This is a genomic window from Aquabacterium sp. OR-4, assembly GCF_025290835.2.
GTDB lineage: Bacteria > Pseudomonadota > Gammaproteobacteria > Burkholderiales > Burkholderiaceae_C > Pseudaquabacterium.
On sequence record NZ_JAOCQD020000002.1, the window covers coordinates 362540 to 376272 of the forward strand.

The 13733-nt window shown below is 61.1% G+C and carries 12 protein-coding genes and 1 pseudogene; 7 read left to right on the forward strand and 6 right to left on the reverse strand.

Annotation, left to right across the window (positions count from 1 at the left end):
- Positions 1-174 precede the first annotated feature (174 nt).
- Complete coding sequence (locus N4G63_RS13820; RefSeq protein ID WP_314599820.1) at positions 175-1476, forward strand: DNA cytosine methyltransferase; 1302 nt, start codon at positions 175-177, stop codon at positions 1474-1476.
- Here N4G63_RS13820 and N4G63_RS13825 read toward each other — a convergent pair.
- The 3 genes from N4G63_RS13825 to N4G63_RS13835 are packed head-to-tail and all read right to left on the reverse strand — an operon-like array spanning position 1432 to position 4951.
- Entirely contained in the window at positions 1432-2355 is a 924-nt protein-coding gene (locus tag N4G63_RS13825; RefSeq protein WP_314599821.1) for a PleD family two-component system response regulator, read from the reverse strand. The two genes, N4G63_RS13820 and N4G63_RS13825, sit on opposite strands and share 45 nt — an antisense overlap.
- The gene (locus tag N4G63_RS13830; RefSeq protein ID WP_260786051.1) at positions 2352-4706 is read right to left on the reverse strand and encodes an ATP-binding protein; all 2355 of its coding nucleotides are present in this window, start codon (positions 4704-4706) and stop codon (positions 2352-2354) included. The genes N4G63_RS13825 and N4G63_RS13830 overlap by 4 nt, the downstream gene beginning before the upstream one ends.
- Before the next feature lie 38 nt (positions 4707-4744).
- On the reverse strand, positions 4745-4951 hold the full coding sequence (locus tag N4G63_RS13835) for a type II toxin-antitoxin system antitoxin (protein ID WP_260786052.1): 207 nt from the start codon (positions 4949-4951) through the stop codon (positions 4745-4747).
- A gap of 364 nt (positions 4952-5315) precedes the next feature.
- Here N4G63_RS13835 and N4G63_RS13840 point away from each other — a divergent pair, with 364 nt between their 5' ends.
- Both N4G63_RS13840 and N4G63_RS13845 read left to right on the forward strand, forming a co-directional pair.
- Entirely contained in the window at positions 5316-5588 is a 273-nt protein-coding gene (locus tag N4G63_RS13840) for a hypothetical protein (protein WP_314599822.1), read from the forward strand.
- Positions 5589-5935: 347 nt separating this feature from the next.
- Positions 5936-6595: a Tn7 transposase TnsA N-terminal domain-containing protein gene (locus N4G63_RS13845; protein ID WP_260786054.1), complete on the forward strand. Its 660-nt coding sequence runs from the start codon at positions 5936-5938 to the stop codon at positions 6593-6595.
- On the opposite strand, the gene N4G63_RS13850 is transcribed toward N4G63_RS13845, so the two are convergent.
- Genes N4G63_RS13850 through N4G63_RS13860 form a run of 3 tightly spaced genes read right to left on the reverse strand, consistent with a single transcriptional unit; the run spans position 6486 to position 10451 of the window.
- On the reverse strand, positions 6486-7535 hold the full coding sequence (locus N4G63_RS13850; protein WP_314599823.1) for a TniQ family protein: 1050 nt from the start codon (positions 7533-7535) through the stop codon (positions 6486-6488). The two genes, N4G63_RS13845 and N4G63_RS13850, sit on opposite strands and share 110 nt — an antisense overlap.
- A complete protein-coding gene (locus N4G63_RS13855; protein WP_314599824.1) occupies positions 7528-8667 on the reverse strand; it encodes an AAA family ATPase in 1140 nt (379 codons plus the stop codon). The genes N4G63_RS13850 and N4G63_RS13855 overlap by 8 nt, the downstream gene beginning before the upstream one ends.
- Positions 8664-10451, reverse strand: a complete 1788-nt coding sequence (locus tag N4G63_RS13860) for a TnsB C-terminal domain-containing protein (protein ID WP_260786056.1) — start codon at positions 10449-10451, stop codon at positions 8664-8666. Before N4G63_RS13860 ends, N4G63_RS13855 begins: the two co-directional genes overlap by 4 nt.
- Positions 10452-10481: 30 nt before the next feature.
- On the opposite strand from N4G63_RS13860, the gene N4G63_RS13865 reads away from it, so the two are divergent.
- The 4 genes and pseudogenes from N4G63_RS13865 to tnpC all read left to right on the forward strand — a co-directional run bounded on the left by N4G63_RS13865 (position 10482) and on the right by tnpC (position 13269).
- Positions 10482-10796, forward strand: coding sequence for a hypothetical protein (locus tag N4G63_RS13865; protein ID WP_260786057.1), 315 nt, complete (start codon positions 10482-10484; stop codon positions 10794-10796).
- Positions 10797-11110: 314 nt separating this feature from the next.
- Positions 11111-11446: an IS66 family insertion sequence element accessory protein TnpB gene (tnpB, locus tag N4G63_RS13870; RefSeq protein ID WP_260786059.1), complete on the forward strand. Its 336-nt coding sequence runs from the start codon at positions 11111-11113 to the stop codon at positions 11444-11446.
- Between the two features lie 375 nt (positions 11447-11821).
- Positions 11822-12088 (forward strand): annotated as a pseudogene (locus N4G63_RS13875) (IS66 family transposase); the annotation flags it as partial.
- A gap of 89 nt (positions 12089-12177) precedes the next feature.
- Positions 12178-13269, forward strand: coding sequence for an IS66 family transposase (gene tnpC / locus N4G63_RS13880; RefSeq protein ID WP_314599825.1), 1092 nt, complete (start codon positions 12178-12180; stop codon positions 13267-13269).
- Positions 13270-13733: the final 464 nt, after the last annotated feature.

A 13733-nucleotide genomic window follows, 5' to 3' on the forward strand; every position in this document is an offset into this window, starting at 1 on the left:
CCCATCGATTTCCGAAGTACGGCCTTCCATCCGGGCGACTTTGAGGCTTCGGCAGCGGCATCTCGACGACACCCACCGGTAGCTTCAGCCGGCGCGCTTCGACCTGGCGCTCATTCGTCGGGCCAGTCATAATGGGCTAGGGCACGCCCATGAACAACGTAGAACTGAGAGACGATGCCGCGACCTTCCACCAAGCCTCTGACGTTTATCGACGCTTTCGCTGGCTGCGGTGGCTTGTCCCTCGGACTGATGCAGGCGGGCTGGGTCGGCCGCTTTGCAATCGAACGCGACAAATTCGCGTTTGCGACGCTAAAAGCCAATCTGCTGGCGCAAGAGACACCGCACAAGTACGTTTGGCCACGATGGCTTCCCAAAGAGCCGATTGGGATCGTCGAGCTTCTTAGCAAATATCAAGAGCAGCTCAAAGCCCTCGCAGGAACCATTGACGTTTTAGTCGGAGGACCTCCTTGCCAAGGATTTTCCAGTGCTGGCCGGCGTAAGCATGACGATCCCCGCAATCAGCTTTTCTCCTCATACCTGAACTTGGTCGACGTCATCAAGCCCAAGGCCGTATTGATAGAGAACGTCAGGGGATTCACACTCGACTTCAATGCGGGTGATGAAATCAAGAATTTCTCGCAGGCGCTTAAGGCGCGCCTATCAGACGAGTACACGGTGCATGAACAGTTACTCGATCTCTCCATCTTCGGTGTACCGCAGGGACGTACGCGCTACTTTGTCCTTGCTTTTCGATCAGAGTTGGACGTACCGAATCCATTCGAGCACCTTTTGAACCGTCTTCCGTCCTTTTTGCGCTCCTTGCGTCTGACCGCGCCGGTATCGTCTGCAATGGCAATTTCCGACCTCGAAGTCGGACGCGCCGGAAAGCAGCCGTCAAAGGAGAGTAAAGGTTTTGAAGAGATCCGCTACGCAGGCCCGCTCACGCATTACCAAAAACTGATGAACGCCGGCTGCAAGATTCCTACTGACTTGCGGCTAGCACGTCATGCAGAGGATATTTCGAATCGGTTCAAAGAAATCATCGAAGTGAGTCACGCCGAAGGTCGCCTAAATACCAGCATCAGCGCTGAAATGCGAGCGCGCTACGGCCTAAAGAAACTGGCGTTGCGGGTGCTTGACCCTGATCGTCCGTCGCCGACGATCACGAGCATGCCTGATGACTTGTTGCACTACTCGGAACCGCGCACCCTCACCGTCCGGGAGAACGCGCGGCTTCAAACCTTTCCTGACTGGTATTCTTTTCAGGGCAAGTACACCACCGGAGGGCATCTCCGGAAGCAAGAGGTGCCTCGTTTCACACAGGTAGCCAACGCAGTTCCACCGCTGGTTGCCCGTGCGATCGGCGAGGTGTTAACCGATCTGCTCAAGCACAGCCCTACAAAAGCAGTCAAAGGCCGCCTCGAGGAAAGCTCAGGCCTGCATAGCGTCCAGCAGCGCGCGGAACTCCGCGCGTAGGTTCAAAATCAGTTTGCGCAGTTCACGCATCTGAGCGATGTCTACGACCTTGCCAGTGTCGTCCACGACGCTATCGGGCCTCCCCTGAGGAACAAGGACTGCATGCCCGAGAGTATTGCGATCATGGACAACGCCCTCACGGTATGACTTGACTGTGGCCACACCGGCTGCATGGGCAGCGAATTCATCCATTCCGAGGACGGTTGCCAACATGCGTAGGCGGTGGTCAGACGTAAAGAGCATGTGGGCCTTGAAAAGCGCTTCGACACTCGGCACCTTCTTCAGCTTCTCTCCCTGCTTGGTGACGTTCTCCACCTGTTCCGTCACCCGCCTCATGGCTTCCTCAATGAATTTGGCCTTGCCCCCTTCATCGAGCTTGTCGTGGGCCAAGGAGAGGCAAGTGTTAATCATGTGGTCGATGTCGCTAGTAGCGCCCATCACGATCCCGCGAGTGTGATCAAGGTCGAGAACTTTCTTGATCAGCGAATCAAAGACGCCCACCACTTCATCGACGAGACCTTCGCGGCTAGCGCAGTAGACTCCTTCCAACTGCTTCTCATAGGCCTTCTGTCGCAATTCGACGACTGACGACTGACCGGAGTAGAAGACCACATCCTTGTACTGAACGACCTCACGGATGCGCTCAATGGCGTCCTCACCATGCATGCCGTTCCCAAGATCCCAGTCCACAAGAATCAGGTCCACCTCGTCCGTGAACACATCCTCTGAAATTGCCGCGTTAACTTGATCTAGCGTAGTGCACTGACGGGGCCTAAACTCAAAGCCCTCAGCCGCCATCTGAGAAGCAATGCTCTTGATTTGATTGCCGACACTACCAGGCTGATCATCAACCCACAGTACGTTGAAGTCGAGTCTCACGAGTTTCTCCCTTTTGCTGCGATCTTGATTAAGAAGCCTAAGCCCTTTTCCACTTGATCGTCGAGTTCGATGCTGCCGCCCATTTCTCCGAGGGCCTGTCGAACATGATATAGCCCTAGACCTGAGCCTTGTGTGGTGGTGTATCCCATTTCAAAGATTCGTGCGCGATTCGTCCCTGGCGCCAAGCCGCGTCCGTTATCGCTCACATGAATAGTTAGGCTACTCTTATCCTGCTGCGTTAGAACGAACTTGATACGCGAGGCCTTCGCCTTTCTTGCATTACTAACCAAGTTATCGACAATTATTGAAGCATCAATCGGATTGAATCGCAGCCGTAAACCAGGATGAGAATTCTCAGCTGTAATCTGCAGCCTCGCGCTGCCCGTGGTGCGGGCGATTTGCTCGATGTAATCGTAGATGAACGCAGCCAGATCGGTGTCAATTTTTTCCGAATCAAGCTTGAAGTTCGCTTTCGCCGCAAACTTCGTGACCGACATAACCTTCTTGTTTAGGAAGGCCATTTGCTCCAATGTCTTCAGTACGATATCGCGTGGTATAGACGCTTTGCCTGCGGTCTCATTCAGGAAATTCTCGATCTGCTGCGCGATGTCAACGGCGTAAATCGTGACCTGATGATGCAAATTTAGGATCGTGGCAGTGTCTACATTTACAAACGACTCCAGAAAATGAGCGCGACGCCTTTCGGTCTCGATCTCAGCTTCTGCAGTCACAGCTCGGCGAGTTGCGAATTCTGCTGCGGCCAGAGCCTTATCGGCCACTCGGCGGGCGTCGGCCTCCGACTTCTTCAGGTCATCAAAGCGTCGCTCAGCCGAATCGAGTCGGGCCAGCATTTTCGTGTCGTTCGTTTTTTCGGCGATTGCACGTAAGCTGACGAGCGAGGTTTCAAAGTCACTAGAGCGTTCATTTAGCAGGTCAACAAGCCGCTTGCTGTATTGAATCAGACGCACCTTGTCGTTGTCGACAAGATTGGCAACAGCCGCGGACACACGGGCACGCCCGGGATCCGTCAACAGTCGAGACAGATCGTCAGTCTTGCCATCTGCTGCATCCGTCCAAGACACAGGAACGACATACTTCTCTAGGCGCTTTAGACAGTGCTCCATAACTGCCTTGCGAAGTTGCTCGACGGCAGGCGTATCGATCAATCCCTGGTTGCGACTCGATGCCTCCTGAAAATCATCATCCGAGCCGGATACGTCTACCCGCCCAATTACTTCACGCGACCCCAAATAGCGTGTATAGCCTTGCTGTTTGCGTCGATTGAAACCAAACCAATCATCCCCATCCTCCCCGATTGGATATACGCGAAAACTGTTTCTAAATAAAAATACCGATCCAAACTGGACGGATGGCAGGCCAACGCGCCGGGCAAAGGTCGCTTTTGCCGAATGATTGAGGTAGTAGATTTCGCAGCTAAATTCAGCTGTCGAAAGATGTTGATACGGATTCGGCTCGGCGATTTTGTAGATGACCTCACCCCGATCAGTCAATGTCGTGTGAAGCTCCTCTTTGCCGATGTTCACTTCAATGAACGTCGTCTTTTCTTTAAGGGTCGCAAAGATGAAGTTGCCGATTTGTCCATTGACCAGAGCTTTGGGGAGAGGTTTCTCGCCATCCTTGGCATGTTCCGCAACAAGTCGCTTATCCTCAGCCACCTCAGCTGGCGCAATAATGTGAATCCCGAAACCGTCAGTCTCGTCGCCAAATGGATTGATAAGCTTCGCCAGTGACGCTTTCAAATCAAGAATGCGCTGGCGTGGCCAGGGACGACGTAGTCGCTGGATGGTGACCGCCGTACCGTGTTTGAGGGTTGACTCAAACTTGCGCAATTCACGCGGTAGGTCAAACGCCACCTGTTCGATGTAGCGGACAGGCACCTTCTCGAAGTGCTCCTTGGCGTCCTTCTCGAACAGTTCCCAGTCGACAGTCAGACGATGGACGGCTTTGGCGCGCCCTCGCGGGCGACTCTGAATGATGACTTCCTCACCCAGTCGATCGGACGAGAAGCGGCCAATGCCCTTGCTGCCCGCGTAATGCCGACGTTCAGCGGCAACGTTTCGAAAGTCATCAGCAGACCGGTCGCTACGCTTAGAAGAGTAGGCAACGAACAACCATTTGCTAGTGAGGTCTTCGTAGGACATCCCGGAGCCGTTGTCCGCGATGACGATCATGTCCTCGTCAAAATACAGCCTCACGCTGTCTGCGCCAGCGTCGAAAGAATTCTTGACGAGTTCAAAAATCGCGACTTCGTCGTCCGTAATCAGCTCACGCCCAAGCACGCGCTTGAGACCGGTACTTACATCGAAATGCAGGTTGCTCTTTGTAGCCAAACCTTTCTCCCAATTCGTTCTGCCGGTAGGCGCGTTGCTCAGTCGATCTGTGTCGTCTTACGCGGTCCCTTGGTACCGCCAATCGACTTCGCCCCTGCAATACCCCTCCTCGTGCAGTAGTCCATCACCATGAACTCAACCATTGAGGCCAAGCTGCGGCGCTCTAGCCCTGCCGCAGCGACCAAGGCGGCCTTCACGTCCGGCGGGACGCGAACACTGACGACTTCGGTTTTGGTGACGGCCAAGGAAGCTCCTGTATGAAAAACGCTAGCGTTTTGCGCAGGGTAGCAGAGTCGCTAGGCGACCGGACTCGGACCACGGCGAAAAACAATCCCGACACCCAAAGTGGGGTATTGAAAGCAGCACGCTGCCAGGATGACAGCAGCTTCGGGCCAACTGCTTGTTGACAAACAAGCGTGCAAGCCTTGTCGCACAAGGATTGCAGGGCCGGCCGGTCGCGCCACCTGAAATTCGCCTCTGCACACATGGCCTTGCGACCAGTGGGCGCTGGAGGCATCGGCCGTTTGCCGCACGTCGCGACCCTGCCTACGATGCCAGCCAATCCAGATCAATTTGGACTGTCCTCGACTAGCGCGAACTGGCCCAGCCATGCAGACCAACTTCTTCGAAACGCTCAACAGCAGCTACGGCCCGTTGATGGATGCGAAAGCCATCTGCAAGGTCCTGCACTACCCCACTGTGGCGGCATTGCAGGCCGCCAGAGCGCGCGGCAAGTTGAGGTTCAAGACCGTCGAAATGGAAGGTAGGCGCGGCGTGTTCGCGGCCACCGCGGACGTAGCGCGCTACCTGGACGAAATTTGGAGCCCGAACTCGGGCAGCGAAGCAGCGAGCGCCGGCCAGCACACTGCCAACGCAGGATGACGTTGCGCCATCCATCAACCTCGACCTGAGCCGCCGGAGGACCGACAAGACCCAGACGCCACATCGACAAGGACAAAAACGATGGGCAGAAAGCAAAAAGGCCACTCGTTGGAGCGAGCGGCCTTCTGCGGCTTTCTGTCCAGGGGAATCTGGAACAAGCCATCCTTGGCGGGATTGGCTCCAATCTAACCGCGCTGGTCCGGCGCGTCAAGTTCCCCATGCTCATTTCATCGACCGCGGCGACGCGAGCGCTGGATGCGCTCGCCCTGCCGACACTGAAAGGGGAACACCATGGACCGAGGTCACCACCTCACGCATGGCCCCTCCCACACACCGGGAGGGACGCCATGTTGACCGACGCCGAGCTTCATCAGCTCTTCGAGAAACTTCAACTGCCCGAGGTCGGCCGCGCCCGCGTGCCGTTCATTCGCGACAACCCACCGTCTCGGGCCGTTCGCACCAACAAGGCGTCCGGCAAGACGCGGTATGCCGGCATCAAGATGCCCTTCGTCGTGGAGGCGGAGGCCGTCAGCACCGAGTACGCCGCCATCGTCGAATGGGATCACGACGAGGAAACGCTGGAGTACTACTCGCAGCCGCAGGCCTTGAAGATCGCGTACCTGGGCCCAGACCGGGTCCGGCGCATCACAACCCAGACCACGCCGGACTACCTGCGCATCACGCGATCGGGCATTGCCTTCGTCGAGTGCAAGCGCGAAGAGCAACTCGAGCGCCTGGCCAAGGAGCAGCCGGGGCGCTACCAGCGTGACCACGATGGGCGCTGGCGATCGCCACCGTCAGTAGTGGCAGCGGCCGAGTTCGGCTGCTTGTTCGAGATTCGATCGTCCGCCGCCAACAACTGGACCTTGATCGAGAACCTGGAACTGCTGAAGGACTTCACCATCGGCGAGCCGGCCGAGGTGGATGGATCTCAGCCTCCACCGCACGCAGTTGCTCGGGAGGAAGCTTGTGGAACGGCCTGGAGAGAGGGAGCGAACCAGGCCTGAGGCGCGGCTCGGGCGTGACCAGATGACCTTGCAACAGGTCGAGGGGAGGCGTTCCCAGCCGGTAGCACACCTCCAGGAACGTGTCCATGCGGGGGCGTTTCTTGAGGAGAACCCAATCCGCCATCACCTTGTCGCAGACCCTCAGTGATGTAGCCAGCTGCCTGTGCGAGCCGTCGTGCGTGATGTCAGCAACCCGCCGAAGCCCGGCCGCGAAGCGCTCCGGCGCCGCGTGTTCAACGGCGCTGTTCCGCAAGGCGATCATGGCGCCCAGGCCCTTGGTGATGAAGTACTGACGGACAGAGAGCCGATGCGCCGAGAACAGGCCTGAGCGCCAGCCCAGCGATGCACCACATGCCCCGCAGCGCCCGTAGAAGGCGCTGTCGCAGATGGGCTGTTGGGGTGCATTGCACTTGAGGCAACGGGACTGCAACTCGCACATGTGGATCGGGCAATGCGTGACGCTGGAGCACGACCACAGCAGAGGGAAGTTGTGCGGCTCCCCTGCCGACTCAGCCTCGGCCAGGCAGTCCGGGCACCACGTCCTGGTGGGATGCAGAAGGCCAGCGCCCTTGCCGTCGAACAGTCCCGACCAATGCAGGAAGGTCGAGGACTGAAGGCTCGGCTTGCAGGTCAGGTCTACCAGCGCCGCCGACACCTCGGATGCGTACTTGCCGTAGCCGTTCACCGTGCGGGCGTACTCGGTGGCGAAGCGGAACCTCCCGTAGTGGACCGTCACGCTGGTCTTCGGCAGCACGATCTGAACCAGCAGATCCATCACCCGAAGCTGGTGCTCGCGTGCAAGACGGTGCAGGTAGTTCAGCAGCGACTCCTGCATCGGCGTGCCCTCGTCGATGATCGGGCAGTGATACAGAGTGCTGCGGGGAGCCATCGCCGGCGCTTCAGCGTCGTCGGCAAACAGGTCGTAGGTGAGTTCAGGCATGGGCCACCCCCACCGGGTCGCGCGACGGGCCGCGCAAGCCTGCGCGCCCAGTTCGCCTTTTGGCCGTGGGCGCAGGTTCTGGGGCCACGATCTCTGGCGCGCGCAGATACAGCGAAGGCGTGTAGTCCAGGCCGAGCTCTTTGGCCAGTTGGGTGTCCTCGATCTCCAGCAGCTTCAGTTCACCAGCGGTGGCCTCCGCGTCCAGACGACGGATCTGGCCGTTCGGCAGGGCAGTCGCCTCCAGGATGGCCCTTGAAATGCAATGCCGGCCGTCCGGGTCGGACAGCGCCATTACGAAGGCCCGGTCGAGCCAATCCTTCAAGACCCCGATACACCCCAGAGACTTGAAGTGAAAGAAGTCGAAGTGCTCCGCGAGTCCTTCCTCCTTGGGCAGGTCGATGGCGTTAATCAGGTTACCCAGGGCCTCGGTGAAGCTGTGGTCCACGCCGCCGATCGAGGGGTGTGACCGGTATCGCTGCAAGTGGATGATCTGGGAGCGCCGAAGCAACTGTCCCGTCCCTTCGAGGATGCCCAGCAGGTCGTACGCGCCGATGAGTACGATGGGGATCTTCAGTTCGACGGCCAGCGACTTCAGGATCTCGAACTGAAGGCTGGGAACTGATCCGCGCTTCAGCCGAAGCAGGGCGCTGGCCTCGTCGATCATGATGACCGGCACATTCCGATTCCGGACCAAGCTCTCCAGGCTGCGCCGAAGCTCCTCGCGTACCAGGCCCTTGGTGCTGTCGAGCTTGCGCCCGTCGAGGTTCATTTCGAATCTCGGCAGAACCCTGCGGTCAATCAGCACCTCGGCCGCATTGACCAGAAACCGGATGTGCAGATCCTTCCAGTTGAAGTGCCCGTCCAATGGCGTCGGTGCACGCGAGGACAGGTAGGGCAGAAAGCCTGGGTCGCGTGCCATGCGCTCCGCGTGGATCTTCTGCAGGCGGTCCTCGGCGGCGGCAACCAGGGTGCTCTTGCCCACGCCTGAGGGGCCGACCAGCACGATGACGCTTTCAGGCCGCGGTTGTTGGAGGGCGCCGATCAGCGTGCCGAAGGCCTCGCCGACACTCGTATGCTTGATGCGCTTGGCGCGGAAGGCCGCGAGGCGCGGGTCGATGGTGTTGGCAGTCATAGATCCTCCAGAACGCGAATGGGACGGCGCGCAGGCGGCGCCGCGGGCGTGATGGGGCGTCGATCGACGCTCGGGGCGGGTGAGGTCGGCGATGGTGTCGTCGCCGCATTGCCGGCCAGCGGCGCGGCCGTTTGCTGGATACGCTTGCGATGCGGCGCCGCTTCGGCGTCATTGAGCTGTTGGCGGGCGACCGCCTCGTCCTGCTCGCGCTGAGCCAGGAACAGCGCCATACGTTCGGCGTTGATCGGAAGCTGCCGCCCGGCTTGACGGTCCTGAAGGCGCAGGCGTTCCGTGACGAGCTTGACCGCACGCTCGGTCATACTTTCGAACACCGCGCGGAACTCCGAGTAGCACGCGTGCCAGAGCCCGTTGACCCAGGCGTAGGCAATGCCCGCGTCGAAGGGGTCATACCGCGCCTCCACCGAGGAGCCGAGCACGCCCGGCTCCCAGAATGCGGGGCAGTTGAACCAGCGGTAGTTGATCTTGATGCCGGCAGGGGTGACCTTTGCCGTGCCCTTGCGTACGCCAGGGCAGCTGTTGATGAGGAAGCTCTGGTCGTAAGGGATCGCGCGGTGGGCGCGATTGCCGTGCGACCTCAGGCCCAGCGCCCATGCAGCGTTCGGTGACATCCCGAGGCCAGCGTGGTGGTTAGGGTGGTAAACGTCTTTCAGGTAGGCCTCGAAGCCGTCGTCGAAGCGCTCCATCGTCCATACGGCATGGCGTGTCGGGTCCACTTCATGGCTGATGCTGCGGAAGTGCCGCTCAACCAGATCCGTGCTTCCCAGCAGGATCTTGACGAATTGGCCTTGCGAGGAATTGAAGAGGCGTTCGCAAACGCCGCCTTCGCGCGGCTTTCCGGCACGCCGCTCGCGTTTGGTGATGCTCAGCGAAGCCAGGAGCGTCTCGTAGAAGACCGCCATGAACTCGGGCCCCTGATCGCTGACAACGATCTGCGGCACGCGGTTGTGGCGTCGAACGCAGTCGCGAATGACCATCATGCAACTGCGGTACGACGGCTCGTCGAACGAGAGGTAGTAGGCCAGCACCTTTCGCGTGTGGGCGTCGATCAAGACAGTGAGCCAGATGGTCGCGACGATCTGCGCCAGGCTGGAGTGCACGAACTTGAGGGGCAGGGGCGTGTGGTCGATGTGGGCGATGTGCCACGGGTGGGTGCCATGCCTTGGCGTCGTCCACTCCAGCTGCAGGTAATGCGGCTCCATGTCGTAGGCGGCCTTCTCACCGATCCGAGTCACTGCCTGCTTGTGGCCGCCACGCTGCTTGACCAGGGTGCAGAAGTGGCGGTAGCTGATCGTCGCGAGGCCCTTCTCCTGCGCAAGCAGACGGTATCGGGCGTGCGACACGGTTCTGCTCTTGCGGCGGATGGTTTCCCAGTCGCTGGCGATGACCTCCTTGGCCAGGGCAAGCGAGGCTGGCGCCGCCCGAGGTGCACGGTTGCCACTGGTCAACGGGAGCAGGCCGATCAAGCCATTCCCATATCGCGCTTCGGCGTCGCGAAATCGCCGCCGCCAGTACATTCGTGTGCGGCGTGAGGCCTTGGTCAACGGGTTCTTGCGTGGGTCGGCGCGGCCTTGCAGCACCTCCAGCCGCCAGATCGCTGTCCGTAGCCGCGCGGTCGGGACGCGTCGCAGGATTTCCGAGCCGTCTGTCTGCGAGATTTCGGCGGAACCGTTGTCACCGACTATCTGATCGAGGCGTACAACAGCGGCGACCTGGAACGGATCGCCCGTGCGCTGTGGATCACGGCCCTGAGCATGGGCTGGCACGAGTTCACAGCGCGCGTCGGAACCCCCAGGATGTTCCTGGTCACAGCGTTCATGAAGGGCGCGGCCATTCCGCACGAAACCGTCGCGCTGGTGATGCGGCGACTCGGCGTCGTCTTGACGCCGCACGTCAACCTGCATCCGTTGAAACCCAAAACGAAGCTGGACTTCACCATCGCATGGTCTGAAGTCGACCAGTGCTACCTGTGCACATGCGACCAGATCGCTGACCTGCAGCAAGCCGACATCGATCCCGTGACGGCACTGAACGGCTTGCTTCTGCAGATTGAGCCGCCTGTGCCGAACCGGGTGCGTCGATATCCGGGGTCGCGCTGGCGCATGGGTTGAACGCCAATCTCGTTCGCAAGTGGCGCTCGGGTCGCGGCACCAAGCGTGACAGCATGCCCGCTACATCGGCGACGAGCGGCGCAGTGACCCCGACACCGTCCGGCGCGGCCGCCGAATTCGTTGCCGTCGAGATGCCCGCACCGTCCAAGGCCGTCACGCGTACCGCGGTCGCACCCAGGAGCCGGCGCCGATCGCCGAACCGTTGATCCTGGTCGAGCTTCGCCGCGGTCCGCTGCACCTGAACGTGCGCTGGCCGACCGCGGCGGCCGAGGACGTCGGTCCTGGTTGCGCGAGCTGAGCTCGAGCCTGCTCAAGTGATCCGCATCGATCAGCTCTGGCTGTGCACGGCCCCGATGGACATGCGCGCTGGCGCCGAGCGGCTGATGAGCTGCGTCGTGCAGACCACCGGCGCGGCCCGCGCCCATCACGGCTACCTCTTCGCGAACGCGCGCGCCACGCGCATCAAGCTGCTGGTGCATGACGGCTTCGGCGTGTGGTGCGCAGCGCGGCGACTGAACGCAGGTCACTTCGCCTGGCCGCGCGAGGCGACGGCGGCGCCGCTGTCGTTGACGCAGAGCCAGTTCGACGCCTTGATCGTGGGCCTGCCCTGGCAGCGTCTGCCAGAGATGAGCGTGATCACGCGGATGTGAGGCTCGGGGCCCGGCGTTGACAGGACATCCGCCAGTGGCGCGGGCTCGCGCGTCTTGGCAAGATGCTTCGCATGCTCGGCATGCGTGACCTCAAGCTGTTGGCGCCGACCGAAAACTGAGCCACTGGCTCAGATTTGGATCGGCGCCGACAACCTCAAGCCTCAGGACCTGCGGGACCTGTCGCCAGAGGCCCTCACGACACTGGCCGCGCAGATGCTGGGGCACATCCAGCAGCAGGCACAAGACCTCCAGGCCCAGCAAACGCTGATCCAGCGCAAGGACCGCGACATCGCCTGGCGCGACGCGAAGATCGAGAAGATCACGTTCGAGCTGGCACGGCTGAAGCGCTGGAAGTTCGGCGCCAAGAGCGAGGCGATGACCGCCGAGCAGCGTCAGATGTTCCAGGACACGCTGCTGGAGGACGAAGCCGACCTGGAGGCGCAACTCGCCGCCCTGCAGGCCGCGTTGCCCAAGACGCAGCCCAAGCCCAAGGACGCGCCCCGTCGTCCGCGGCGTCAGGCGCTGCCCGAGCATCTGCGGCGTGTCGAGCACCACCACGAACCCGAGGACACCACCTGCACGACACCGGACTGCGGCCGGCCAATGACGCGCGTGGGCGAGGACGTGAGTGAACGCCTGGACATCGTGCCGGCGGAGTTCTTCGTGCACCGGCACATCTACGGCAAGTGGATACCTGCCGCTGCTGCCAGCGTCAAGGCATCGAGCACCTGGTGCAGGAGCCGGCCGAGCCGCAGATCATCGACGGCGGCATCGCTGCCAGCGGGTTCGCGGCTCACATCCTCATCAGCCGCTTCGTCGACCACCTGCCGTACTACCGCCAGGAGACCATCAACGCCCGGTCCGGCGTGCACACGCCGCGCTCGACGCTGGCGCGCACCGCCGGCAACGCCGGTGCCGCGCTGTTCCCGCTGTTCGAAGCCCTCAAGCGCTTCGTGTTGAGCTGCCCCGTGCTGCATGCCGACGAGACGCCGGTGGCGATGCTGGGCCCCGGCGCGGGCAAGACCAAGCGGGCCTACATCTGGGCCTACGCGCGCGGCGAATTCGACGCCCAGCAAGGTGTGGTCTACGAGTTCTGCCTGGGTCGAGGGTCGCAGTACCCGGTGGCCTTCCTGGGCCCATCGACACGACAGCAAGGTCCGCCGGGCTCGATGAAGGAGGACCAGCCGGCGTGGCAAGGCACGCTGGTGTGCGACCAGTACGGCGGGTACGACGCCGTGCTCGACAGGCGCGTGTACCCGCAGCGCATGGCTGCTCATTGCGCGGCGCATGCCAGGCGCAAGTTCGACGAGCTGATCGGCACCAGCGAGGTGGCCAAGGAGGCGATCAAGCGCATCGGCTGGATCTACCACGTCGAAGGCCAGTTCGAGGGGATGGACGCGCAGCAGCGCCAGGCAGCGCGGGAACAACTGACCCGGCCGCTGTGGAAGGAACTGCACGTCTGGCTCAGGCTGGAGCGCGGCCGCGTGCCCGACGGCGGCTCCATCGCCGCGGCGATCGACTACAGCCTGAACGCCTGGGATGCGCTGACGCGGCACCTCGAAGACGGTGCGGTGCCGATAGACAACAACTTCATCGAACGGCAGATCAAACCCTGGGCCATGGGCCGCAAGGCATGGCTGTTCTGCGGCAGCGAATTGGCCGGCCAACGCGCAGCGATCGTCATGAGCCTGGTGCAGTCCGCCAAGCTCAATGGGCATGACCCATGGGCCTACCTGCGCGACGTGCTGGAGCGGCTTCCCAGGCATCAGAACAGCCGCATCGAAGAGTTGCTGCCGCACCGGTGGCGAAAACCAAACACATGATCGCTGGTCGGCGAGAACGCTGTCAGCTCAGCGGCTTGTCGTCACGGGGGACGGCGGGTCGCTCACGATCAGGTAGCTGGCTATGGGTCCGTCTTTGGGGATGGCAACCGCGTCCAGGTCGACCTGTGCCCGGTTTGCCTGCAGGCGCTGGTGGGCAAGTGGATTCGCATCACAACGGGATCGGCGTAGCGTGACAAGGATGCGCTGGATAGCCCGACTGCCACGCGGGCAGCGAAGTCATGACAGCTGTGTCCTACACAGGCGTCAAAATGAGCGCGGGCTGCCTACGTTGCCGCCTGCCAAAACACCAACTCAGGGAGGAGCACAGCGTGCCATTTTTTTGCGACGCACGGTTTCATGCCGATCGGACAGGGACTGTTTAGCACGGGCGCGATTGGGAATCTCGACGAGCGACCGCTTGTGCGTTGGGTCTATGACTGTGGGACGCTGTACGAGCGTGCACT

Coding starts and splice junctions, on each gene's coding strand:
- N4G63_RS13855 (WP_314599824.1), bottom strand. CDS start 8,667: ATGACTGCCAACACCATCGACCCGCGCCTCGCGGCCTTCCGCGCCAAG.
- N4G63_RS13845 (WP_260786054.1), top strand. CDS start 5,936: ATGTTGACCGACGCCGAGCTTCATCAGCTCTTCGAGAAACTTCAACTG.
- N4G63_RS13865 (WP_260786057.1), top strand. CDS start 10,482: ATGTTCCTGGTCACAGCGTTCATGAAGGGCGCGGCCATTCCGCACGAA.
- N4G63_RS13840 (WP_314599822.1), top strand. CDS start 5,316: ATGCAGACCAACTTCTTCGAAACGCTCAACAGCAGCTACGGCCCGTTG.
- N4G63_RS13820 (WP_314599820.1), top strand. CDS start 175: ATGCCGCGACCTTCCACCAAGCCTCTGACGTTTATCGACGCTTTCGCT.
- N4G63_RS13850 (WP_314599823.1), bottom strand. CDS start 7,535: ATGCCTGAACTCACCTACGACCTGTTTGCCGACGACGCTGAAGCGCCG.